Source organism: Vibrio sp. SCP2, from assembly GCF_059295395.1.
Map to the genome: position 1 here is coordinate 178,579 of NZ_JCAFVV010000003.1, position 23,984 is coordinate 202,562.

Below are 23,984 nucleotides of genomic sequence, written 5' to 3' on the forward strand. Positions count from 1 at the left end.
GTTGGGCTAAATCCGTTGGTTATAAACTGGGGTCTATCTGATCACCATGCCGCTTTGTACAAGGCAATCATGGCGGTTTTGTCTGGCACTCTTGGGTTGTTATTCGGGGAGCCGGATGCCAATGCTTGTTCCGCCATCGTCTCAAGGCAGTTCAAATACGATTGGTGGTCAATACCAAACTCCGCCATTGATGGGACACCTAGATCAACATTGAGCTGTTTAAGCTCGTTGAGCAGACGTTTAACCGCTTGGTCATCACTGATTGAAGCATCAGCTAACTCCATCGCTCTTGCACACTCGGCATAACGCGCTTTTGCTGCTGGTATGGAGTATTCCGTTACGGTTGGTAGCAACATAGCGTTACTCATCCCATGTGGGACGTGAAAATGCGCACCAATAGGTCGACTCATCCCATGCACGAGTGCGACCGAAGCATTTGAAAATGCGATACCGGCGAGCGTCGCTCCAAGCATCATTTGCTCTTTGGCTTGTTGGTTAGCCGGATTGTTTACCGCCTCGCGTAGATTTGGCGCGATCAGTTTCATTGCGTTGAGCGCCTGTTGATCAGTAAACAACCCCGCTTTACCACTCACATAGGCTTCTATGGCATGAGTCAAAGCATCGATTCCGGTATCGGCTGTGATTCGCGCAGGGGCAGTCATGGTAAGTTCAAAATCAATCACAGCAGCAGCAGGAATTAATCCTGGCCCCATACACAGCAGTTTTTCATCATTCGACTCATCGGTAATGATGGTGACTTTGGTCACTTCTGAGCCTGTTCCCGCAGTTGTAGGGATCGCGATCAATGGCATGATCGGCATGGTGACTACATTAGGTACGCTGTAGTCACGGATACGTCCCTGTGACTTAGCAAGCAATGCAATTGCCTTAGCACTGTCGATAACACTGCCGCCACCAAGTGCCACTACCCCATCGTAATGTCCGTCAATGGCTTGAGTTACTGCCGGGAGAATCGAAGCCTCAGTTGGCTCAGGAATGGTGTCGGTGAATGTTTCCGTTTCTACACCTGCGTCATGGATAATTTGCTGTAAGCGCTCTACTTGCCCTAACGATTGCATAACAGGGTCAGACACTATCATCACTCGTCGACAACCTAACTGAATCGCTACCTCACCAACCGTGTTGAGCGCCCCTTGACCAATTTGCAAAAGCTTTGGTAAAACAATTGCTTGACTCATATTTCACCTCAATATCAATACCGATACATTTAGTATCATTATTTAAAATTATTTATTTTGGGCGAGTTAAGCCCTCCACATGACACGCTATGTGTTCGTTCGTGGTTAATTACTCTCAGATTAGGCGCTGCTAACTAGAACCCTTTATTAGCTAGAAAACCATTAACGACCTACTAAGCCGCACCAATCGCGCCTTTTAATAACTTGTATTTTTCAAAACGCGCGGCAAAAAAGTCCACTCGGTCTGGCTTTGGAGCAAAATGACGACTTGCAAGTGATTCACTAACAGTATTACTTAGCCTTACGTCACCGCACACACTGTTTAGAGCCATCATAGCGACACCTCTAGCGCCGACTTCATCAGATGTGCTGGCATCAACTTCAACATTAAGTACATCAGCAAAAAGCTGGCACCAATAGTCACTTCTCGATGCCCCGCCGCTAATAGCAATAGAATCTATTGGGTAACCGGCTTGGCGCAAACGAGAGATATGTTCAAGATGAGCAAACACGATTCCCTCGTAAAAGGCGTAAACAACATGAATATCCTGATGCCAACCTTTCAACCCCAACAGGCTAGCCATCGGCGGCTGTTTATCTGTTGTGCCATAAAGATAAGGCAAAAACATGGGGTACTCAGCGTTGATTTCTAACAGGTTAAGCTGCTGATTAAACGATTCAAAGATCGAACCACCTGCGTGTTGTAATTGTTGCTGTTTCTCTGTGAAAAACCGTTGCACGAGCCACTCAAGGTTAGACGCAGAACAGGTACTCGATTCAATCGCAAGGTATTGTCGCTCATTCATCTTACAGGCCATAAAAACCTCTTGTGGCGGAAGAGAATCCGTTACCACCTGATTGATGTTCCACGTTCCTGCGACAACTGAAGTACTTCCGGTACTGTCCGCTTCAGAGCCATAAGCACAAGCCACCACATCAAACATACCTGCAATCACTGGTGTGCCGATCGCTAATCCGGTTACCTCAGCCGCTTGAGCCGTTACTGCGCCAATCACATCTTGGCTGTTATAGATAGGCGGTAACTTAGTTCTGATGTCCGTTATGCCATAAAATGCAAGTAACTCTTCGCTAACCGTATCACTTTCAAAATCAAACAAACCCGAAGCGGTCAGATCTCCCCATTCGGTAGCGCATTCTCCAGTGAATTGAAAGTTAAGATAATCTTTACAAAACAGCACCTGACCAATGTTCTGATAGATGTCAGCTTGGTGATGTTTAAGCCAATGAAGCAGAACAGCAGTCTGGGAAGACCAAACACCTTGCCTGTTTCTTCTCACTAACGCCTGATAATCTGCCGACGCTTGTAATTGGCTCACCTCACGCTCTGCGCGATTATCCAGTGACTTGATTGCCAACATAGGTTGACGTTGTTCATCAAGCAAATAAACCCCGTTGCCATGCCCACTGCAACCTAAAGCGGCAATTTGAGTAGCCTCTATACCCGCAGCAGCAATGACCCGACGTATTGCATCGGCGCACCGTTGCCAGCACTCAGCTAAATCCGCTTCGGTGTGATCGGGATGGGGAATATGAGTGAGATAATTGTTTGCTACTGCGGCTACCTCTGTGCCATTTTGATCAAAAAGCGCAGCTTTTACCGCCGTATTTCCACAATCGATTCCTAGCGCGTATAAACTCATATTCCCTCCTAGTTACTTATCGCCAACGTAGATATTCATCGCCTGCTCAGTAGAGGCATCGTTGTGAATCATCGCCATCAACGCATCTACCACTCGGCTTGGGTTCGGATGCTGATAGATATTGCGGCCATACACCATCCCCAAGGCTCCTTGATCGAGTAGTGCTCTCGCTTTCGCAAACACCGATTCAATATCTTCTCTGCCGCCACCGCGTACAAGTACTGGACAACGCGCCGCTTCAACAACTTTATGGAAGTCATCAGCATGTGTGGTGGGGTCAGCTTTGATAATATCCGCGCCAAGCTCACGGGCCATACGCACTAGCGTGACAATTTTTTCGCAGTCGCCATCAACCATGTAAGCTTGACCGTGTGTATTGGGCTGCATCACCAAAGGCTCTATCATCAATGGCATGCCATACTTTTCACACTCTGCTTTTACTTTGCTGATATTGTCTACACATTGCTTAAACAGCTCAGGTTCGTCGGGCAGCATAAACAAGTTAACCACCACACACGCCGCGTCCATTTGCAAAGCTTGAATCAAGGGCTGCTCAGCATTTTGTAGCAAAGCCCACATATGACGATGACGCTCAGCGTTATAAGGGTTACCCAAATCAATACGCATAACCAATGCAGGTTTGTCTTTACCATCGACGGTTTGCAGTAAGTCGGCTTGCCCTGCGTTCATCTGAATTGCATCTGGCTTCGCTTTAACGAGCTGACCGACCACTGAAGACATATCTTCTAATCCGTCAAGAAACGATGGCTCATTGCACACGCCATGATCTATCGCTACATCGAGACATCGTCCATTGCTGAATAAGCGATTCATCCTCACTTTATTGGTTAAATACATACTCTTCTCCATTTACGAGTTGTTCATTTTCAATAATCTTTGTTCGCGTAACCGCTTCACTGTGGCTTAGAGGTTGATCCAGCACGACTCCGTGTAGATTAAACAGAACCTCTTGGGCGTTTTCACGATCGGCGACTTTTTCTGTCTCACTCCAATTGAAATGAGTTGCCACTAGTTCTGAAAGCTCATCAAATACTTGGCTATCTAGCTTGCCCTCAATCGCAATCGAGGTGCGACGTAAGATGACATCTAAGGTGGTGGCGACAAATTCGGTTTGTAGGATGTAATTGATTTCGCCTACGGTGTAGTCTGGCAATGAGCGCAAGGGCTGATCACAATGACTGTCCAAACGACGTAATAGCGCTTCACACTTTGTGCCATAACGCTTCAACCAGACGTTAAGTTGATGCATTGAGCGGTATGGGTAGCTTTCTCTTAGTCGGTACAGGTAGAGCTCTTGTTCGCTTTCGTTGGCCGGATAATTAGCGCCACCACCAATCGCTTTTTGCTTGGTACTACATCTTCTTTCTATTTTGAGCGATGCCAATAGCTCATCGGCCACCTCTTCACCAAAGGCTCTAAAGGTTGTCCATTTGCCTCCGATCAACGAGTACACTTTTGTCTTACCAATGCTGTCTCGTTTTATTGAATGGCTTCTAGGAATTTGCCCTGTCGTCGAGGTATTGACCGACGGCAGAGGACGCACACCACAAAACTGATAAACGATTTGTGAACGACTAATTTCTAGCTCAGGCAAGACCCCTTTAAGAGAGAGTAGAATGTAGTCAATCTCTTCCTCGGTGCACTTTACAGACTCGGGGTCACTGACGGGAATGTCCGTTGAACCGATGAGCACCTTGCCAAAATAAGGGAATAAAATGCACACTCGCCCTTCGCTGTTCTCATAAAACAGCATGTTGCCATCTAGCTGGTCGACGAGCTGCTGGTTGTCGACAATGATGTGTGATCCCTTAGTACCTTGCATATATTGGCTAGGTGCTTGTAGCAAACCATTGGTGAAATCCACCCAAGCACCGGTCGCATTGACAATATGCTGAGTGCGAACATTGACCGACTTACCTGACTGTCTCTGGGTAAGACGTAATTCGCCATCGTTAAATTGGGTCACTTTGCTATAGTTGAGCGCGATTCCGCCCGCTTCAATGCCTTCTTGAATAAGCTCAATCGCCAAACGTTCTGGAGAGCTAATCCAAGCATCGAAATAGGTCGCACTACTGCGTACTTGATTACCCATTAACGGCCAACGCTGACGCGTTGACTTGGCGGAGTGCATTTTATGAGCAGGCATAAGTTGATCGCGCTTGGTAAACCAATCATAAAGCGTCAAGCCAAGCTTAATCACCACAGAGCCCCGCTGTGAAGGTCGATCTTTCAAACCTAAGAACTTTAACAATCCATCGAACATTCCTGACCAAGTGGAGTAAATTGGTATCGTTGTTTCCAGCGGAGCAACCAAATGTGGAGCGTTATCCAAAAGGCGATTGCGCTCAAACAGCGCTTCTTTCACTAAATCAAACTCGCCATTTTCGAGATAACGTAAACCCCCATGGATCATTCTCGACGGTGCAGCGCTGGCTTTGGAGCAAAAGTCATCTTTCTCAACCATCAAGACTTTCACACCTTGCAATGCCAATTCCCTAAACACGCTAATCCCATTGATGCCGCCACCAATCACGACGGCATCAAACTCATTCGTCGTTTCTAAACTGTCAAATCCGGTCTTATTATTTTTCATTGCGTTCCCTGCCAACTATCTGGGTGATACCGAACGAGCCGTACTACGCCAGTTCAAGCTCACCAAAGAACTCATGCGATTTAGCATCTATAAATTTGACTTCTTCATGAGTCAGTATCACTTGTCCTGCTGCCGCGTTCTCTATCGCCTGCGCAGCATTTCGAGCACCACATAGTGCATAAGTGATCCCTGGCTGTTGCAATGTCGCCGCAATCACTAACTGAGCCACAGAGATATTCTTCTGACGCGCAATGGGTTCAATTGATTGGCAGAACTGCTGTACCCATCGACGGTTTTCGACAGTAAACATAGGGTCTGTGATACGTTGGTCATCTCCGGTAAATGTGCGCTCTGGAGAGATTTTTCCGCTTAATAGCCCCATCGCCAAAGAAGAATAGCTAAGGCAAGACACTTGAGTTGCGATCGTTTTCGGCAGTAGGTTCTCCTCAAGCTGTCGTTCAATCAGATTGTATTTCTCTTGTACCGCATCCACGACGCCGCATTGCTGATACGCCGCCAATTCCGCTTGATTGGCGTTGCTGATCCCTATAGCTCGGATCTTGCCGGCTTTTTTTAACGCAAGTAATGCGTCCATCGTTTCTTCAACTGGGGTCGTTGGGTCTTGCCAGTGAGTGATATAAAGGTCTAGGTAGTCTGTCTGCAAACGTTTTAAACTTTGCTCAACTTCATAGTGGATAGCATCTGCGCCTAAGTAACGATGGACAGGTTTGCCATTCTCATCGAAGAAATGATTACCTTTATCTGTGTGCCAAACCAAACCGCATTTCGTCGCCAGTACAACTTGATCGCGCTTACCCTTGATAGCTTTGCCTACCAACTGTTCGGAAACACCTAAGCCATACGCAGGAGCAGTATCAATCAGCGAAACACCACAATCCAATGACGCGTGAATGGCTTCAATTGCCGCTTTTTCGTCAGTGCCACCCCACATCCAGCCGCCCATTGCCCAAGTGCCTAAGCCGATCACTGATGCATGAATACCTGATTGTCCAATCTCTCTTGTTTGCATAACTTTCCCCTATTTTGCTTGTTCTAAAACACTGGCTATTGTGTCTTCGTCCGAAACTAATCCGTTAATTAACCCACCTCTCAGTGCGGCAAGCATTGCTGACACCTTCGACTGAGTTGCCGCAACACCGAAGCTGTGCTCGATATTGCCAAGTTCTGTTAAATTCAAACCCACTAACTTGCTATTGATCTGCTCTGCGCATTCAGCGCCGAGTTCGTCATATAAATGCGCGAGTACCTCGCCCTGACACTGGTGGCTGATTTGAGACTCAAATTGCTGGCCACTTAATGATCGCAAGTCGTAGTAACTATCTGTTTCACTGGCGACTGAACCAATCCCGACTAAGGCAATATCTGCATTGCGCGCTATTTCGAGCACTTCTCTGACGCTACGCATCTCCATTAACATTTCGCGTTGCTCATCAGTATCAACAAACAGCGGGGCGTGGAGCTGAGTACTACTGCCGCCCAGTTTTTCTGCTAGGCGAGAAGCAAGATAATTCACATCCGTAAAGTGATGTCCTTGTACACCGCCTGTTGCAGGAACCACCTTTACATTAGGGAAGTTCATCGGTTTTATCTGCTCAACAATCATCGACATAGTTTTACCACCGCTTATGCAAATAACGCTGTTTGGCTTAACCGTCTCTATCAGTAGCTCACCTGCAGATTGAGCGACCTGTTGGGTAACTACCGCTTCATCTTGGCTAAGGCTCGGCTGAATAACCGCAGTTTTCAGTGAGAACATATCAAGTAGACGTTGTTCTAATGTGTAGGTGCGTTCTTGCGGAAGGTTCAAAGTGATTTCAACTAAACCATCATCATGAGCTTGCTTAATGACACGGTTGACCTTAGCTGTCGATAAACCAAGTTGCTTAGCAATATCTGACTGACTGCAGTTCTCCATATAACGTAGTGTGAGGATTTTTGCCGTCTGCCTTAATATGTCGTCTCGCTCACTCATCGCCATATACGCTCTCCTACTTACCTTTCATCGCTTGTTGGACGCTCTTCTTTATTACTCATTTACCCGCCCAACAAAATGTAAACAAATCGTGAAATTTATTTCACTTGAGTAAAAAGTAATCACAAAAAGCACACCTTGCAAGTTAAAATGATACCATTCGTATCGTTATGACCATTTAAGTGCGACAGATCACAATAACAGCCAAAACTGATACGTATTGTATCGTTATGCTATTGACCGGTTACATTTTGTTCACTAACTTTTAACACGTGAAATATATTTCACCTGTCTGAAAGATAATTCACATCATTGAGAACAACGGGTTGTACTGCTTAAGACGAGAATGAGATGGATGTAAGTCAAATTGCAGTTGTTGCTCCGAAGACGAGTGAATACCACATATAAATGGAGAAAATTATGAAGTCAGCGACTTTAAACAAGATGCTTAAAAAAGGACTTATTGCTACGAGTATTCTCGTTGCGTCTAGTTTCTCAGCAACAACACTAGCCAATGAACGTATTGCATTTTTCGTTTCCGACCTTTCCAACGTGTTCCACCAGTCACAAGCGACAGAGGCGAAACGTTATGCGAAAGAGAAGTACGGCGCAGAAGTGGTTATTTTTGATGGCAAAGCAGACTCTGCGGTGATGACGCAAAATGTTGACCAAGTGGCTGCGGGTGCATTTGACGGTGCTTCACTGCATATTTGGGATGGCGAGGCTGCCACCCCTGGTGTAGAAGAAGCGCTAGATGAAAAGATCGCAATGACCTCTTTCTTTAGCCCAATTACCGATACTGGTATCCCAACGGCGCGAAGCGATGAGGCAACCGTCTCTTTTGAAATGGGCGCTCAAATGGCGAAAGCATGGAAAGAAGCTAACCCTGATAAACCTATTGTGATGGTTCAGTTGGGCTGGCCTAACCATACAGAAGTAAGCTCTGGTCGCACAAACCCGTTTGCTGAGGGAGTGCTTTCAGTTGACCCAAGCGCGAAGAACCTTGGTGCACTTGATGCAAGTGGCGGTCAAGAAGCAGCCAAACAGATCATTGTCGACCTGCTCACTCAGCAGCCTGAAGTTAACCTTATCTACTCTGAAGCCTCTAACCTGACGGTCGGCACGATGGCAGGTCTTTCTCAACTAGGACGCGGCAAGTTTAAAGATGGCAAACCTGTCACAGAGATTGTCGCGAGTGTGGACTTCGACTCAGTCGAATTCGAGCAGATTTATGATCCAAATTCTAGCTTGAAGGTATCGATGGGCTTACCGCCAATTGAAACAGCTCGCGGACGCATCGACTTAGTCATGGACGTTATCAATAACAAAGTGGCTTCAAGTAACGACACCGCACAAGAGTTCTTCTACAAAGCTTACACCATCTCTTACTGGACAATGCCTCAGCCGGATGCAGAGAAGTGGCTAGAAGCACAGTTTGGCAACTAACCATTATAACTGGGCGGTCTAACTAACCGCCCAGTTGTTCAATATTCAATGAATCAAAACAAGGAAAGAGCGGCTTCATCTGTACCGTCGGCAGTGACTGAACAGCTTTGAAGATCCACCATATTAAGGAGAGATCATCTTGAATACTCACAATTCAACTTCTGTTCTCTCAATTGAAGGACTCGTTAAAGACTACCCTGGCGTCAGAGCAGTCAACAACGTCAGCTTTTCAATTGAACGCAGCACAGTCCATTGCTTAATCGGCGAAAATGGCGCGGGAAAATCCACCTTGGTAAAAATGATCACAGGTGCGATTCAACCAACCCAAGGCACAATGAAGGTCAACGGTAATTCATACACGCCAAACGGTACACAGAGTGCCCGTGAAGCTGGCATAGCGACTCTGTTTCAAGAGCTACACGTTGTTGACGAACTAAGCGTGCTGGAAAACTTAACTCTGGGTATGGAGCAAAGCCGCTTTGGATTTCTGATTAAATCTGATTTAGAGCAGCGCGTTATTGATACGTTGGCGACTATTGAGCCATCAATCGATCCTTATGCGCGTGTTTCTACCTTAGGGGTCGCGCAAAAACAGATCATCGAAATTGCTCGCGCGGCCTCATCGGGCGCCAATGTCATTATTATGGACGAACCCACAGCAGCGTTATCAGAGCGAGAAGTTGAGCGTCTATTTACCGTTATTCGCCGATTGCAAGAACAGCAGGTTACGGTGATCTACATCTCCCATAAGTTGGATGAGATTTTATCACTGGGAGATAGAGTCACTGTGATGCGCGATGGGCAACATATCGCTACCAAGCCTATGGCAGAGGTAAACGGACGCGAAGAGCTGATCGACATGATGATTGGACGAAGTATCCTTCATGACTACACACCACGCGACACCATCAGCGACGAAGTGTTTTTATCCGCTGAGAGACTGAACAATCATAGGCTGAAAAACGTTTCATTTACGATTAACAAAGGTGAGATTGTCGGGTTTTATGGTCTGGTTGGTGCGGGTAAAACTGAAATAGCCCGCGCTATTTTTGGCGCAGACAAGGTCTCTGGCTCGATCAAGCTTAATGGTCAAGAAGTGGGGAAATCTCCTAGAGAGGCGATCGCGGCAGGTATTGCTCTCGTCCCTGAAGAACGCCGCACACAAGGGCTGTTTACCAACTTAACCATTCGCGAAAACATCCCTGTCATGAACTTACCTAGAATGTCAGATTTCGGCGTATTTAGACAACGCGATGAACTCAATGCCGCGCTCGACTATGTCGATAAACTGTCCATCGCCACCAGTTCAATAGAAAAACACACGGAAAAACTCTCTGGTGGGAACCAACAAAAAGTGGTCATTGCCAAATGTCTTTTCTCGCAGGCCAAACTACTACTGCTCGATGAGCCTACTCGCGGTGTCGACGTCGGTGCAAAGAAAGAGATCTACGACTTAGTAAAAGAACTCGCGAACCAAGGCAACTCTGTTGCTGTCTTTTCTACCGAACTTGAAGAGATTCTCGGCGTATGCGACCGCATCTTCCTTCTTTATGACGGCTCTTTGGTTTCAGAAATCACTAACGGCTCTGACGTTGACACCAATTTCATTTTGAACGCCGCGACAGGTGGCCTGCAGGAGGCAGTATGATTAACACTACACTGGGTGCTGAGACCTCTCCGCAGCATCTTAAGAATCGAGTCAGCGACCAAATGTACATTACAATGCTGGTTGCCGGCGTCGCTATCGGGCTATTTTTAGTCGCTTCGGTATTTGTACCGAACTTTTTCCAAGTGCAGAATATGCTGAACTTGGTAACCAATAACTGGTCGGTGATTGCACTGGGCGTCGGAGTTTCATTCTTACTTATCTCGGGCAATTTCGACCTTTCCGTCGGCGGGATCGTCGCTTTATCAGGCGTCTTATCTGTTTGGTTCGCCCAAGCTGCGACAGGTGGTTCAGCGCTTTCAACCGGATTAGGCTTACCGTACTGGCTAGCCATTATTGGTGCCCTAGCTGGAGCCTTAGCCATAGGGGGTTTAAACGCACTGTTCGTGGTTAAGTTTAAAATCCCATCGATCATCGTTACCTTAGGTACCATGATGGTCGCAAGGGGCATTGCCCAAGTGATCACTGAAGGCTCACAAAGAAATACCAATCTACCCGCTGAATTTGGCTATCTGGGAAACCTAAAGGTGTTTGGCACCTCGATGCAATTCCCAGTGCTGTTTATGCTGCTTTTGTTAGCTGCGGCGATCTTTATTGAACGCAAAACCGTGTTCGGTCGCATTACCTATTGGATTGGTGCGAACCCAGAAGCGGCCAAGCTTTCCGGTATTAACAACGCTAAGCATATTACCTATCTCTACCTATTTAGCGCACTAGTTGCAGGAGTTGTCGGCATTTTGCTTTCCTCTGAGTTTAAGTCTGGTTTCTCTAACCGTGGTTTGCTGATGGAGTTTGATGCTTTGGTCATTGCCCTACTTGGCGGCATTGCCATTGCCGGAGGCTTCGGCTCAGTTATTGGTATGTTCTTCGGCGCGATCATTCTCGCAGTGGTCACCTCCGCGGCTACCGGCCTTACTCTGTCACCTGACTGGCAGTTTATCTTGAAAGCCGTCGCGGTCTTTTTAGCAATAACGGCTCAAACCTGGGCTCTATCCCTTAGAAACAAATAGTGATGGTGAATGCAATGTCTGAATCAACAAAAGTATTAAGCACTCCACCAGCCTTAGGTGGTCAGGTCGCTGAATTTATTAGAAATTACTATATCTATTTTGTGTTAGCCGCCATTGTGGTCTTCCTTAGTAGCGTTAACCTCGATCAGTACGCGCTGTTTGAACGCGGCAATTTCTTGTACAAGAAGAACGTGATTAACATCCTGCGAGTTTCCGCACCAATACTGGTTCTGGCCGGCGCCTTTACCTTGCTCATGGTCTCTGGCTACATAGATTTGTCGGTTGGCAGCACAATGGGCTTAACCGCAGTGATCTACGCGATGCTCGCGATTAATGGTGTCCCCTTCATCGCTGCCTTTTCTATCACCGTTATGTGCGGTGTGCTGCTTGGTGCTTTTAATGGACTGTTGGTGGTCAAATTTAACATTACCCCCGTCATCGCCACTCTCATTACATTGAGCCTATATAAGGGGATTGCTCTGCTATTGGTGGAAGATGGTGTCTCTGCCATCAAATCGATGGGCGATATGAAGATGCCAAGTTGGTTTAACGACTATGCCCGTGATGCCGTCTTACTCGGCTTACCAATGGCATTTTGGGTTGCCGTTGGCGTAACTGCTCTGCTGATTATTCTGCAAAACCGTTCGCTACTTGGTAAGTATGCCGCGGCAACAGGAGGTAACCCGACTGCAGCTAAACTATCTGGTATTAAAACTGGACTGGTTGTGTTTGCTCTCTATGCCATTGTTGGCGCTACTGCCTCATTAGCCGGTATTGCTCGCGCAAGCTTTATGTCTTTAGGTGACCCTTTATCAGGTGATGGTATGGAGCTAACTGCAATTTTGGTTGTACTGATTGGCGGCACTGCATTTAGCGGCGGTGAAGGAAAAGTGCTGCGCTCGTTTATTGGTGCGTTGATCATCATGACTTTGACCGTCGGTATGCTCACGCTCGTTCCGGCTTACTATCAAACTTTAGTAATAGGTGGCGCACTACTCGCCGCTGCGGCCTCCAACCATTTGGTTAGCCGCAAGCAACATCAGAGTTAAGCGCTGTTTACAAAACATAAAAAAGCCTGCCAATTTCGCGTAGAAATTGGCAGGCTTTTACTATCTGGTCAGAAGTGATTAGTCGCGTGGCGACGCACCAAACTTCTCAGATACGTCAGCAAGGATAGCGTCAACCGCGCCAGCGATGTCTGCATCTTCAAGCGTGCGCTCTACGGATTGTAGTGTTAGTGCGATTGCTAGGCTCTTCTTACCTTATTATCTAACCTCTTGATACTTTCAGACTAACTCTACGACTAATGTCTAACTCACTGAGACTATTTGTTTTTTTGAGATTGGTTTAAGGTACTAACAACTTAAATGATTACGTTTATTTATAGGGTAACTTGTTCTTTATCTTTAACAGTGAACCTCAAGCTTTTTACACCAATACCAACGATATTCTTGCTTGTTTCCGACCCTATTCTTAGTCAGTCATCTTCACTTTTTAATAATAACCCAAGTTACACCTAATAGAGATTTGTCGCATGCTTTGTAGCAAACACTAACTACTCCGCTACCTCTTAATACCGGCAGTAAGTTACGTTTGTTGGAACAACACACCTCAGAGTGTGAATGAAAGGAATCAAAATGAGCAGTACTTTAGAGTCCGTACATATAAGAACAGATAAGCCTCAACCCAATGAGGATCAACTCACTTATGAACAACAACACAAACCAAGCTCTGAATTTGAGTCCCGAGAGCAGTATCTAGAGCACGAATTGCAAATCATGTCGCCTAAACGCTGGCGTCCAAACTTGCCGTTTAAAGATTATCGATTTGAGGTTGAAGACACCATCCCAGCAATGGCGGCGACCATTGGTAAAGTGGTAATGGTGGGCGCTATTGCAGCAACCTTTGCCGGAGCTCTAGGGCTAAACGAAGGGTTTATTCTAGAAAATGTTCGTTATGAATTACTTATCGCTTCAGTGTTCATTATTCTTTTCTCTGGTTTTTTATTGCCAACCGCTAACCTCGCAGGTACACACGGCCCACTTATCCCTTTGATTCCGATTGTTGTTGCCGCTGGTGGACACCCGATGGCCTTTGGTTTGCTGATTGGCGCGTTCGGCTTATTGCTGGCCATCAGTAAAGGTGGCAGCATGTTGGCAAATCTCACCAGTAAAGGCGTGTGTGGCGGCTTATTGCTCTACCTAGGCTTTGTTGGGACCGTTTCTCAAGTCAAAAAGCTATTCGCTTGGGCTGAAGGAATTGGTATGAGTCACATTGCTTTCGTCGTGATCTTTTGTACCATTATTTTGTACGCGCTATTGGAACATTTCCGTAAGCGTTGGCTAGCAGTACCTCTTAGTTGCTTGTTGGGTGGCACGTTAGCTTTTGCAATGGGCGCACCGTTTTCTTTCCAAACCGAGCCTGGTTTGCCTCATATGAACCCTATGTATTGGTGGGGGGAAGAGACAGGTTGGATGCTAGGTCTACCGACAATTGAACATTTCATGGTGGTATTGCCGTTTGCTATTTTAGCCGTAGCGATGTGGTCACCAGACTTCTTAGGGCATCAAGTATTCCAAAAAATCAGCTATCCGGAACGTACCGAAAAAGTACACATGAACATTGACGACACCATGACCACGGCTTCTATTCGTCAGACGTTTGGTTCTCTTCTTGGTGGTACTAACTTTACCTCTTCATGGGGGACTTATATCGTACCAGCCGCAATTGCTAAACGCCCTATTCCTGCGGGTGCTTTGCTGACGGCTCTGTTTTGCATCATCGCCGCAATTTGGGGTTACCCGATGGATTTAGCTATCTGGCAACCGGTACTTTGTGTTGCACTAATCGTTGGTGTATTTGTGCCATTGCTAGAAGCTGGCATGGAAATGACGCGCGAAGGGAAAACCACTCAATCGGCCGCAATCGTTGTATTTTCATCAGCGCTAGTAAACCCTGCATTTGGTTGGTCTCTAACCATGCTGTTAGACAACTTAGGTTTAGTCGGTTGTAAAGAACGTAGCGGTGAACTGAGTAAAATGAGCCGTTGGGTGTTGCCGGGCATCATGTTTGTTGTACTAACCAGTGTGATGGCGTTGGTTGGACTTCTTCCTGGCATTCCTGCGATTATTCCAAGCTTTCGCTAACCGTTAGATAGGGGTTGAAGCCAATGGGTATTTAACCCTGCAACTCTCTTCACAAAATCAATAAGGCCTCGCAACTGCGAGGCCTTTGGTTTTCTGAGGTGATGAACAGCCAACTCATTTTTGCCCCAAAACTTGTTAGAGTTAATGCTCTTCACTTTTACCAAACGCTAGTTTTGGATTAGCTATACTTATACCAAAACGGAATCTAAGTCACATTTCCATGGGAACGAAAAGAATAAAGGCTTGAAGACAATGACCTTCAAGCCTTTGGCAACTACATCATTTATCTCACAGCTTCATGTGCAAAATAGGGAATGGTTTTCCCGAGTCATCCAACGGTGAGCGCGATATTACTTTAAATCCGTAGTGCTCATAAAAACCCACAGCTTGCGGGTTTTGCTCATTAACATCCACCTTATGACAATCTAGTTCGTTAACAGCGTAATCGAGCAATGCTCTACCTATACCCTTGCCTCTAGCAGAGTCACGTAGAAATAGCATTTCTACTTTTGAATCACTGACACCGATAAAGCCAAGGATTGTGCCACTTTCCTTCACACACCTTAACTCTACCGCTGGAAACGCGTGTTCCATAATCATGGGTTTAAATGATTCGATATCTTCTTCAGTTAGAAAGTTGTGTGTCGCACGTACAGAGTCTTCCCATATCACTAGCAATTCAGCGTAGTTGTCGGATGTGACATTTTCAATTTTCATTATGTTACCTATAAATTAGTTAATCTTTAGTTGTTGATTTAAAGCATCAATTTCTTGTTGCCATGCTTGTTGCAACTTTGGTTTTTGATACTTTTTCTTTCTTTTTAAATCTGCTTCCAACTTCGTTTCAAGTTCAAGGAGCCGCTCCAATAGCTTTTCTTCATCAGACAATACAGGCGTATCACTATTGTCTAGCCACGGCATTGCAGTTGGGGGAGCTGGTTTCTTTTTCGCTGGCATCTCGGTATCAAAGACAGCGCAGAGCTGTTCCGAGTCGTAGTACTCTTTTAGCTCACCATTATTGATTAGCCAGAAGCGATTACAGCTTTTCTCCATAAGTTCTCGGTCGTGGGTTACTAAGATAAAAGCACCGACAAACTGAGTTAGCGAGTCGATAAGTTCTTCCTTGCCTTCTAAGTCAAGGTGGTTAGTGGGCTCATCTAAAAATAGCAGATGAAATTTTGCCAATGAGAGCGCAATAAACAAAAGTCTTGCTGTCTCACCACCACTTAAACTGCTTACCAACTGGCTATGCCGATGGTAGGCAAACCCAGCGCTGATTAGCGCCATTTTCTTCTCCTCTTCTGGTAATGGAGAGAATTCTTGCAACGCATCAATCAAGGACTTGTTTGCATCAAGCTGCTCTTGGTTCTGATCGTAATAGCCAATACGACATTGTGGGTGAATAGCGAGCGAGTCCGTTTGGGTATCTGCTAGCCATGCTTGCCATAAATGGCGCATCAGTGATGATTTACCACACCCGTTCCTACCGATAAGAGCAATACGATCTCCGCTTTTTAACTGCTTGTTCATTACCTGAAAAAGTGATGGTGAACTCTCACTCGCTTTTACTGTAACATCCGATAGCTCTAATAGGCGGTTAGCCCTCATAGCCAAACCATGTAACTGAAGCGTCCATGGCGAACCGTCTGTTAATTCGGTTTGTGAGTCTTTCAGCTTAGCAACACGTTTTTCCATACTTTGGGCTTTACGCGAAAAACTCGCGTTATTGTAGACATGCCCCCAAATAGATAGGCGTTTAGCACTATGCTCAATTCGGTCTATCTCTTTTTGCTGGTGCTGATTACGATGAAAATCAGCTTCGTCTTGTTGAGACAATGCCTCACGAGCTTCTGAGCAAGGCAAAGCAAAGAAAGAAAGTGAGCGGTCTCGCAGGATTATTGTGCTGTTGGTAACGCTGTCCAGTAACCTTTTATCATGAGAAACCAATACGAATGTACCTCTCCATTGTGACAGAAAGTTCTCCAACCACAGTAAAGTAGGTAGATCTAAGTGGTTACTTGGCTCATCCAACAACAGCAAATCAGGTTCAGTAATTAAAGCACGAGCCATCAGCAAGCGAGTATGTTGCCCCCCGCTTAATGAACCAGCAACAAGACTCCAATCTGTATCAGAAAAACCCATTTCAGAAAGCAGAGCCTCAGCTCTCCATGATTCTGATAAGTGCATTTCTCTCGGCAGAATATCTAGTACAGATGCTAGTAGGGTTTGTCGTAGTAAATGAGTTGGTAGATATTGCTCGATACGAGATATCAAACACTGATTTGAACGTGAAATAGTTCCACTTTTAGGAGATATTTCGCCAAACATCAGACGAATAAGGGTACTTTTTCCACAGCCATTGTGCCCGATAAGGCCAATTCGATCACCTTTGTTAATGGTGAACGAAACTCTGTCCAGTAAAGAACATGAAGGTAAGTCGTACGATAATGATTGTACGGATAGTAATGTACTCATAGCATTCTCAAGATTTTCAGAGCGTTAGATGTAACAACTCCTCACCAATATTACTGGCGATAATCTTTGAAGCCTGAGTGAAGGGCTTTTAGTTGGTTTCTTCGCTCAAGCCGAGATTATCGCAGTGCGATTTCGGAAAAACTTGAGCGAGTTTGAATACCAAAGAAGTGTGCGAAAATTAATCTACACATATTTGGGGTCTCCTCTATTTTAGTTGGTTTATGGGTGGGCGAATTTTAGCCACTGGTGATGATAGTGTCAATGTGTCACATTTTATCAGAATCCATGAAGCAGTTATTGATTAGTTATAGTTATAGTTATAGTTATCGGAAAGGTATTCGCTAAGATGAAAGCTCTAGCTCACTTCTGTCCAATTGCGACTTAACACCCTACTCCTTAATCACCCAAAACAAAAAGGCCTCGCGATTGCGAGGCCTTTAGTTTTCTATTTAATTAGAAGTGATTAATCACGCAGTGAAGCACCGAACTTCTCAGATACGTGAGCAACGATAGCGTCAACCGCGCCAGCGATGTCTGCATCTTCAAGCGTACGCTCAACTGACTGTAGTGTCAGTGCGATAGCTAGGCTCTTCTTACCTTCTTCAACGCCTTTACCAACGTAAACGTCGAATAGTTTAGCGTCTTTTAGGAACTCACCACCTTGTTCTAGACATGCTGCAACGATGTCGCCAGAAGCGACTGATTCGTCAACAACTACTGCGATGTCACGACGGTTTGATGGGAACTTAGAAAGCTGAACTGCTTCAGGGATCACTTTAGTGCTGATTGCAGACCATTCCACTTCGAATACGATAGTACGGCCGTTTAGACCAAACTTACGCTCTAGCTCTGGGTGAACTGTACCAATCACACCAACTTGCTTGCCATCAACGATGATAGCTGCAGATTGGCCTGGGTGAAGCGCTGGGTTCGCTGCTTTGTCTTCAGCAGAAAGCGCTGCGAAAGAGTATGCTGCTTCGTTAGCTGTTAGCTCAAGAACCGCTTCTAGGTCACCTTTAAGGTCAAAGAAATCAACTGTGTTGGTTTCGATGTCCCAGTGCTCTTCGCTGCGAGTACCTGCGATAACACCTGCAAGCATAGGCTCTTGGCGCATACCGTTTTCAGCAGACTCACATGGGATGAAACGTAGGCCGTATTCGAATAGACGAACACGTGGTTGTTGACGTTTCTGGTTGTGAACCACAGTGTTTAGTAGACCTTGGATTAGGCCTAGGCGCATTGCTGACATATCCGCAGAGATTGGGAATGGCAAAATTAGCGGCTCAACACCTGGAACAACAAGCTTTTGCTGCTCTGGCTCAACGAAGCTGTAAGTAATTGCTTCTTGGTAGCCACGGTCTACAAGTAGGTTACGAACGCGTTTTAGCGGAATGTTCGCTTCAACGTGGTCGTGCATCTTAAGTGCTGCCGCTGGGTTTTGGTTAGGAATGTTATCGTAGCCGTAGATACGACCTACTTCTTCAATTAGGTCTTGCTCGATTGCGATATCAAAACGCCATGTCGGTGCAGTTGCAGTCCAACCTGCGTCTGTAGTCTCTACAGTTAGGCCAAGACGCTCTAGGATCTCAACAACATCGCTATCAGCAATGTGGTGACCTAGTAGGCTGTCTAGCTTAGTGCGACGTAGTGATACTGTGTTTGCTTTTGGTAGGTCAGCTTCTGACTCTACTGCAACAACAGGTGCTACTTCACCGCCACAGATCTCAACTAGAAGTTCTGTTGCACGCTCCATTGCGCTGGTTTGTAGTGCGAAATCGACACCACGCTCAAAGCGCATTGAAGAATCAGTGTGTAGACCGTAGCTACGTGCGCGGCCACGGATGTGGTCTGGTGCGAAGAATGCACACTCAAGTAGCACGTCTTTAGTCTCAGTGGTTACACCAGACTCTTCACCACCAAAGATACCTGCGATAGCAAGTGCTTTGTTGTGGTCAGCGACAACTAGAGTATCAGCGTTTAGCTCAGCTTCATTGCCGTCTAGAAGAGTTAGCTTCTCGCCCTGCTCTGCCATACGTACTACGATACCACCTTCAATCTTAGCAAGATCAAATGCGTGCATTGGCTGGCCTTGCTCTAGAAGAACAAAGTTAGTGATGTCTACAACTGGGTCGATAGAGCGAATACCACAGCGGCGCAGTTTCTCTTGCATCCATAGTGGTGTTTCAGCTTGAACGTTTACGTTCTTAACCACACGGCCAAGGTAACGTGGACATGCTGCTGTCGCTTTCACTTCGATAGAAACTGTGTCATCAATCGCTGGAGCAACAGGGTTAACTGCAGGCTCAGTCACGTCAGCACGGTTTAGTACGCCAACTTCACGTGCCATACCACGGATGCTGAAACAGTCCGCGCGGTTAGCCGTTAGGTCTACGTCTACTGTTACGTCGTCAAGACCTAGGAATTCGCGGAAATCAGTACCGATTGCTGCGTCTTCTGCTAGTTCCATGATGCCATCAGATTCAACGTCGATACCTAGTTCAGAGAATGAACACAGCATGCCGTGTGATGGTTGACCACGTAGTTTTGCTTTTTTGATTTTGAAATCGCCTGGTAGAACAGCACCAACAGTCGCTACAGCAACTTTGATACCTAGGCGACAGTTAGATGCGCCACAAACGATGTCTAGAAGTTCTTCAGCGCCAACATCTACTTTAGTTACACGTAGTTTGTCAGCGTCTGGGTGTTGACCACACTCAACCACTTTACCTACTTTAACGCCAGTGAAAGAACCAGCAACAGGTAGTACGTCGTCTACTTCTAGACCCGCCATTGTGATTTGGTGTGTAAGTTCGTCAGTCGATACCGCAGGGTTTACCCACTCACGAAGCCAAGATTCGCTAAATTTCATAGTGATGTATCCCCTGGATTACTTGAACTGTTTTAGGAAACGAAGGTCGTTCTCGAAGAACGCACGAAGATCGTTTACGCCGTAACGAAGCATAGTCAGACGCTCAACGCCCATACCAAATGCGAAGCCAGAGTATTTCTCAGGGTCGATGCCAACGCTGCGAAGTACGTTCGGGTGAACCATGCCACAACCTAGAACTTCAAGCCATTTGCCGTTCTTACCTTTCACGTCTACTTCTGCTGAAGGCTCAGTGAATGGGAAGTAAGAAGGACGGAAACGAACTTCAACTTCTTCTTCAAAGAAGTTACATAGGAAGTCGTGCAGAATGCCTTTAAGCTGCGCGAAGTTTACGTTCTCGTCTACTAGCATGCCTTCCACTTGGTGGAACATTGGCGTGTGCGTTTGGTCGTAGTCGTTACGGTAAACACGGCCCGGTGCGATGAAACGGAATGGTGGTTTACCATTTTCCATCGTACGGATCTGAACGCCAGAAGTGTGAGTACGTAGCATTAGATCTGGGTTAAAGAAGAACGTGTCGTGGTCAGTACGCGCTGGGTGATCTTCTGCGATGTTTAGTGCATCAAAGTTGTGGAATGCATCTTCAATCTCAGGACCAGACTCAGTGTTAAAGCCTAGCTCACCAAAGAACTGTTCAATACGCTCAACAGTACGAGTAACTGGGTGTAGACCGCCGTTCTCGATACGACGACCCGGTAGAGTCACGTCGATTGTTTCTGCTGCAAGCTTCGCTTCTAGCTCTGCACGTTGTAGTGCATCTTTACGAGCTGCAATCGCTTGTTGAACAACGCCTTTCGCTTTGTTGATCTCTTGACCAGCTTCACGGCGCTCTTCTGGTGGTAGTTTACCTAGGCTTTGAAGTTGAGCCGTTAGCTCACCTTTTTTGCCTAGATACTGAACACGCACTTCATCAAGTGCGACTAACGAATCTGCAGCTTCAATTGCTGCATTCGCGTTAGCAATGATCTCTTCTAGATGTTGCATCGTTTCCTCATCTACCTTTTGGTAGTTTCCATAAGGTTTCCCGGAAGGGAATTTCGGTATTTTCAAGTAGCTGTACATAGTAACGAAAGCAACGTTCAAAGCCAAACTGAAATATCCTTAGAATCGCCTGTTGGACACTTATCAAGCATCTAAATTGGCTAACCACTTTGATACTTGCCGCAAAGACATCACTTTTTGTTATTCTTAACATAATCTAAAATAATTATTACTTATTCATCAATCGCGATAGATTGGCTTTCAACAGAGTTAAGAAAGCATTGAGGTAAACATGAATCTAACAATCACACCTGTCCTTCCTGAGCACGACCAAGCAATATGCGAGATTATTCAGAAGGTTGGCGCAGAATTTGGCGCTGTTGGTGAGGGTTATGGCCCTTCAGATGCAGAAGTGAGCAACATGAGCCAGCACTATACCCTTGAGAACAAGTCACTCTATCTTGTCGCTAAACTAGACGGAAAAATCGTCGGCGGATGCGGGCTCGCACCATTTTCAAGTAGTGACAAAGTGTGCGAACTAAAAAAGCTGTTCCTTCTGCCAGATAGCAGAGGGCTCGGATTAGGAAGAAAACTGGTTTCGGCCTGTCTCGATTTCGCTCGTGAACAAGGGTTCGAATCTTGCTATCTCGACACCTTATCCAATATGAATGCTGCGGTTCGAATGTATGAAACGTTTGGGTTTGAGCACTTATCCCAACCACTGGAAGGCACCGAGCACAACAGTTGCGATGTCTGGATGCTAAAAGAGCTGTAATTGATGAATAACTACAAACTCCTGCCCGCTTTAAATGCACTACTTCAAACGCAGAGCCTTACTGAAGCAGCTAAAAAGCTGAATGTGACTCAACCGGCAATGAGTCGAACACTGGGTCAGATTCGAGATGCTTTTGGCGATCCCATTCTCGTTCGTGACGGAAAGGAGTTTGTGCTAACCAATAGAGCGCAAGAGCTAAAACAGACCTTGCCTAGCCTACTGAAACAGATGGACGCGCTTTATCAACATTCTGATTTTAAGCTCGAAGATATTGAACGGCGCTTTCACATTGGGTTTGACTCGTTTGTCTCAGGCGCTGCGCTCCCTGAGATCGCAAAGCTTGTCGCGACAGATTGTCCGAACGCTTCTATTCTAGGTTCGATAATAGATAACGGACAGCTAGAGGCGCTTGCCACTAGCTCTCTTGATGTCGTTGCCACAATGGCGGTTGATGTTCCCAATCATATTCATGGCAAACGTATCACCAGTGACCATTATGTTGTAATCGGGTCAAAGCAGAGCTTGGGACGAAACAAAACTCTATCTTTAAATGAGTATTTTGCAGCGAAACATATTCAAGTAAGTGGATTGGTTGACAAGACCCGCGAGGTGGATGGCGTGTTTAAAAAACGCGAACATCAAAGAGTTATCTCTGCGGTAATGCCTGATTTACAGAGTGCTGCTCAGCTATTGGAGGTTAGTAGCAATATTATGACTGTCCCGAGCCATATTGCAGCAGCGTTGTGCCAACAGTATGGGTTGCAAACAGTAGCGCTGCCTTTTCAACTTCCAGAGCATCATTATTATTTGCTGTGGCACGAGAAACATCATAATGACCTCGCGCACAGGTGGTTTCGACAACAGTGCTTTCGCTTAATTAAAATGCACTTTGATAGTTAGGCTGTAAAAGCTCTGAATGGGCGGCGTTAACTTTATTCCGACCTTCAGATTTAGATTGGTATACCGCTTCATCTGCTGCTTTGATCAAATCGTTGTAGTCTGTCATCGCATCTGTGCGCTGAGCTACCCCGACGCTAATGCTGCCTCGCCATACGCTCTCTCCCACGGGGACAAGCATTTGATTAACCTTATGACGAGTCAGCTCTGCAATATGAACTCCGCCTTGTGTGTCGGTGTTCGGGCATATAACAAAAAACTCATCGCCCCCTAGTCGGCAAACTAGGTCATCACTTCTGAAAGAATCTGCAAGCGTCTGAGAAAGCTCTGTTAAGAGCCTGTCTCCCGCATCATGGCCGGCACTATCGTTAACTTGCTTAAAGTAATCGACATCAATCATGATACAAACGAGCGGTTCGTTATTATGGGTCGACTCTTGCCAATACGCTTTAAGTTTGCGAATTGCACAACGTCTGTTGGGTAGCTTAGTCAATGAATCGGTTAGAGACAGCTCTTCTAATTGTTTATTCGCTTTAGAGAGCTGCTTGGTTCTTTCTTCAACTTTATCTTCAAGATGTTGGTTAAGTTCTAAAAGCTCTTTATTCCTTTCAGACACTTGTTCAAATAAGCCATTGAGAGCTTTAAGTAAGGGTTCAGTGGAGCTGTCTTGCTGCTTCTCTTCGTTTTCCCATGCCACTTTAGGGTCAATACCTGACTCGATTTGTTTGACCTGACGTGACATGTTCTGGTCGATACCCAAAATATGGTAGGCCAGCCAGTGGATAAGAAAGTTGAGCAGATGTTCCGACGTTTTCTTATTGTCTTCACTGATAAAGGATTGCATGCTGATGATGTCAGCCATAAACGCTCGATGCACTTTAATGTGCTCTTCGATATGTTTATCGTAAACACCAACGCTTCGCATTAGATTTTCTTCTTCTTTGAAATGAAACTCAGCGTATCGAGAAAGCTCAAACAGGGCCATTCTAATATCTTGAAGGGAAATGCTATTTTGCGCGATTAAATCACCATAGCGATTAATCACCTCAACGAGGTATTGATGCTGCTCATCGACTTCATCAAGACCTGTTTCGTAGCATTTATCCCACTCGAATGACTTCATTTGTCTCTTTCCTTAGCCCAATACACTGCTCTATCACAGTGAGAGAAACATTTATAATATCCATATTAAAAATGAGTCTACACGGATTTATTTGCACGATAAGGAGAAAAA

The 23,984-nt window shown here is 45.8% G+C and carries 18 protein-coding genes and 1 pseudogene; 7 read left to right on the plus strand and 12 right to left on the minus strand.

What is annotated here, in order from left to right; genetic code table 11:
- Positions 1-41 precede the first annotated feature (41 nt).
- The 6 genes from AC5O63_RS11915 to AC5O63_RS11940 all read right to left on the minus strand — a co-directional run bounded on the left by AC5O63_RS11915 (position 42) and on the right by AC5O63_RS11940 (position 7,473).
- Entirely contained in the window at positions 42-1,199 is a 1,158-nt protein-coding gene (locus AC5O63_RS11915; RefSeq protein WP_494505137.1) for an iron-containing alcohol dehydrogenase, read from the minus strand.
- A 173-nt stretch (positions 1,200-1,372) separates the two neighbouring features.
- A complete protein-coding gene (locus tag AC5O63_RS11920; RefSeq protein ID WP_494505138.1) occupies positions 1,373-2,860 on the minus strand; it encodes an FGGY-family carbohydrate kinase in 1,488 nt (495 codons plus the stop codon).
- A gap of 12 nt (positions 2,861-2,872) precedes the next feature.
- On the minus strand, positions 2,873-3,718 hold the full coding sequence (locus AC5O63_RS11925; protein WP_004743412.1) for a class I fructose-bisphosphate aldolase: 846 nt from the start codon (positions 3,716-3,718) through the stop codon (positions 2,873-2,875).
- Positions 3,702-5,474, minus strand: a complete 1,773-nt coding sequence (locus AC5O63_RS11930; protein WP_494505139.1) for a glycerol-3-phosphate dehydrogenase/oxidase — start codon at positions 5,472-5,474, stop codon at positions 3,702-3,704. The genes AC5O63_RS11925 and AC5O63_RS11930 overlap by 17 nt, the downstream gene beginning before the upstream one ends.
- 43 nt (positions 5,475-5,517) lie before the next feature.
- Entirely contained in the window at positions 5,518-6,504 is a 987-nt protein-coding gene (locus AC5O63_RS11935; RefSeq protein ID WP_494505140.1) for an aldo/keto reductase, read from the minus strand.
- Positions 6,505-6,513: 9 nt separating this feature from the next.
- Positions 6,514-7,473 (minus strand): sugar-binding transcriptional regulator, encoded by a 960-nt coding sequence (locus AC5O63_RS11940; protein WP_494505141.1) that lies wholly within the window; start codon positions 7,471-7,473, stop codon positions 6,514-6,516.
- Between the two features lie 414 nt (positions 7,474-7,887).
- On the opposite strand from AC5O63_RS11940, the gene AC5O63_RS11945 reads away from it, so the two are divergent.
- From AC5O63_RS11945 to AC5O63_RS11960, 4 genes are all read left to right on the plus strand, one after another.
- The gene (locus tag AC5O63_RS11945) at positions 7,888-8,913 is read left to right on the plus strand and encodes a substrate-binding domain-containing protein (protein WP_494505142.1); all 1,026 of its coding nucleotides are present in this window, start codon (positions 7,888-7,890) and stop codon (positions 8,911-8,913) included.
- A 139-nt stretch (positions 8,914-9,052) separates the two neighbouring features.
- Positions 9,053-10,561, plus strand: a complete 1,509-nt coding sequence (locus tag AC5O63_RS11950; RefSeq protein ID WP_494505143.1) for a sugar ABC transporter ATP-binding protein — start codon at positions 9,053-9,055, stop codon at positions 10,559-10,561.
- Positions 10,558-11,589, plus strand: a complete 1,032-nt coding sequence (locus tag AC5O63_RS11955; RefSeq protein ID WP_494505144.1) for an ABC transporter permease — start codon at positions 10,558-10,560, stop codon at positions 11,587-11,589. The genes AC5O63_RS11950 and AC5O63_RS11955 overlap by 4 nt, the downstream gene beginning before the upstream one ends.
- Before the next feature lie 14 nt (positions 11,590-11,603).
- The gene (locus AC5O63_RS11960; RefSeq protein ID WP_004743404.1) at positions 11,604-12,638 is read left to right on the plus strand and encodes an ABC transporter permease; all 1,035 of its coding nucleotides are present in this window, start codon (positions 11,604-11,606) and stop codon (positions 12,636-12,638) included.
- A 78-nt stretch (positions 12,639-12,716) separates the two neighbouring features.
- Here AC5O63_RS11960 and AC5O63_RS11965 read toward each other — a convergent pair.
- Positions 12,717-12,851, minus strand: a pseudogene (locus tag AC5O63_RS11965) (phenylalanine--tRNA ligase subunit beta-related protein); the annotation flags it as partial.
- A gap of 375 nt (positions 12,852-13,226) precedes the next feature.
- Between AC5O63_RS11965 and AC5O63_RS11970 the strand changes: the two are divergent.
- The gene (locus AC5O63_RS11970; protein WP_494505145.1) at positions 13,227-14,735 is read left to right on the plus strand and encodes a DUF3360 domain-containing protein; all 1,509 of its coding nucleotides are present in this window, start codon (positions 13,227-13,229) and stop codon (positions 14,733-14,735) included.
- Between the two features lie 288 nt (positions 14,736-15,023).
- Here AC5O63_RS11970 and AC5O63_RS11975 read toward each other — a convergent pair whose 3' ends face one another.
- The 4 genes from AC5O63_RS11975 to pheS all read right to left on the minus strand — a co-directional run bounded on the left by AC5O63_RS11975 (position 15,024) and on the right by pheS (position 21,081).
- On the minus strand, positions 15,024-15,452 hold the full coding sequence (locus tag AC5O63_RS11975; RefSeq protein ID WP_494505146.1) for a GNAT family N-acetyltransferase: 429 nt from the start codon (positions 15,450-15,452) through the stop codon (positions 15,024-15,026).
- A 15-nt stretch (positions 15,453-15,467) separates the two neighbouring features.
- Positions 15,468-17,210, minus strand: coding sequence for an ABC-F family ATP-binding cassette domain-containing protein (locus tag AC5O63_RS11980; protein ID WP_494505147.1), 1,743 nt, complete (start codon positions 17,208-17,210; stop codon positions 15,468-15,470).
- A gap of 463 nt (positions 17,211-17,673) precedes the next feature.
- Positions 17,674-20,079, minus strand: a complete 2,406-nt coding sequence (gene pheT, locus AC5O63_RS11985; RefSeq protein ID WP_494505148.1) for a phenylalanine--tRNA ligase subunit beta — start codon at positions 20,077-20,079, stop codon at positions 17,674-17,676.
- An 18-nt stretch (positions 20,080-20,097) separates the two neighbouring features.
- A complete protein-coding gene (gene pheS / locus AC5O63_RS11990; RefSeq protein WP_004413586.1) occupies positions 20,098-21,081 on the minus strand; it encodes a phenylalanine--tRNA ligase subunit alpha in 984 nt (327 codons plus the stop codon).
- Positions 21,082-21,370: 289 nt separating this feature from the next.
- On the opposite strand from pheS, the gene AC5O63_RS11995 reads away from it, so the two are divergent.
- Both AC5O63_RS11995 and AC5O63_RS12000 read left to right on the plus strand, forming a co-directional pair.
- Entirely contained in the window at positions 21,371-21,853 is a 483-nt protein-coding gene (locus AC5O63_RS11995; protein ID WP_171324275.1) for a GNAT family N-acetyltransferase, read from the plus strand.
- A 3-nt stretch (positions 21,854-21,856) separates the two neighbouring features.
- Positions 21,857-22,753 (plus strand): LysR family transcriptional regulator, encoded by an 897-nt coding sequence (locus AC5O63_RS12000; protein WP_494505149.1) that lies wholly within the window; start codon positions 21,857-21,859, stop codon positions 22,751-22,753.
- Here the strand turns inward: AC5O63_RS12000 and AC5O63_RS12005 are convergent.
- On the minus strand, positions 22,731-23,873 hold the full coding sequence (locus AC5O63_RS12005) for a GGDEF domain-containing protein (protein WP_494505150.1): 1,143 nt from the start codon (positions 23,871-23,873) through the stop codon (positions 22,731-22,733). The genes AC5O63_RS12000 and AC5O63_RS12005 overlap by 23 nt on opposite strands.
- Positions 23,874-23,984: the final 111 nt, after the last annotated feature.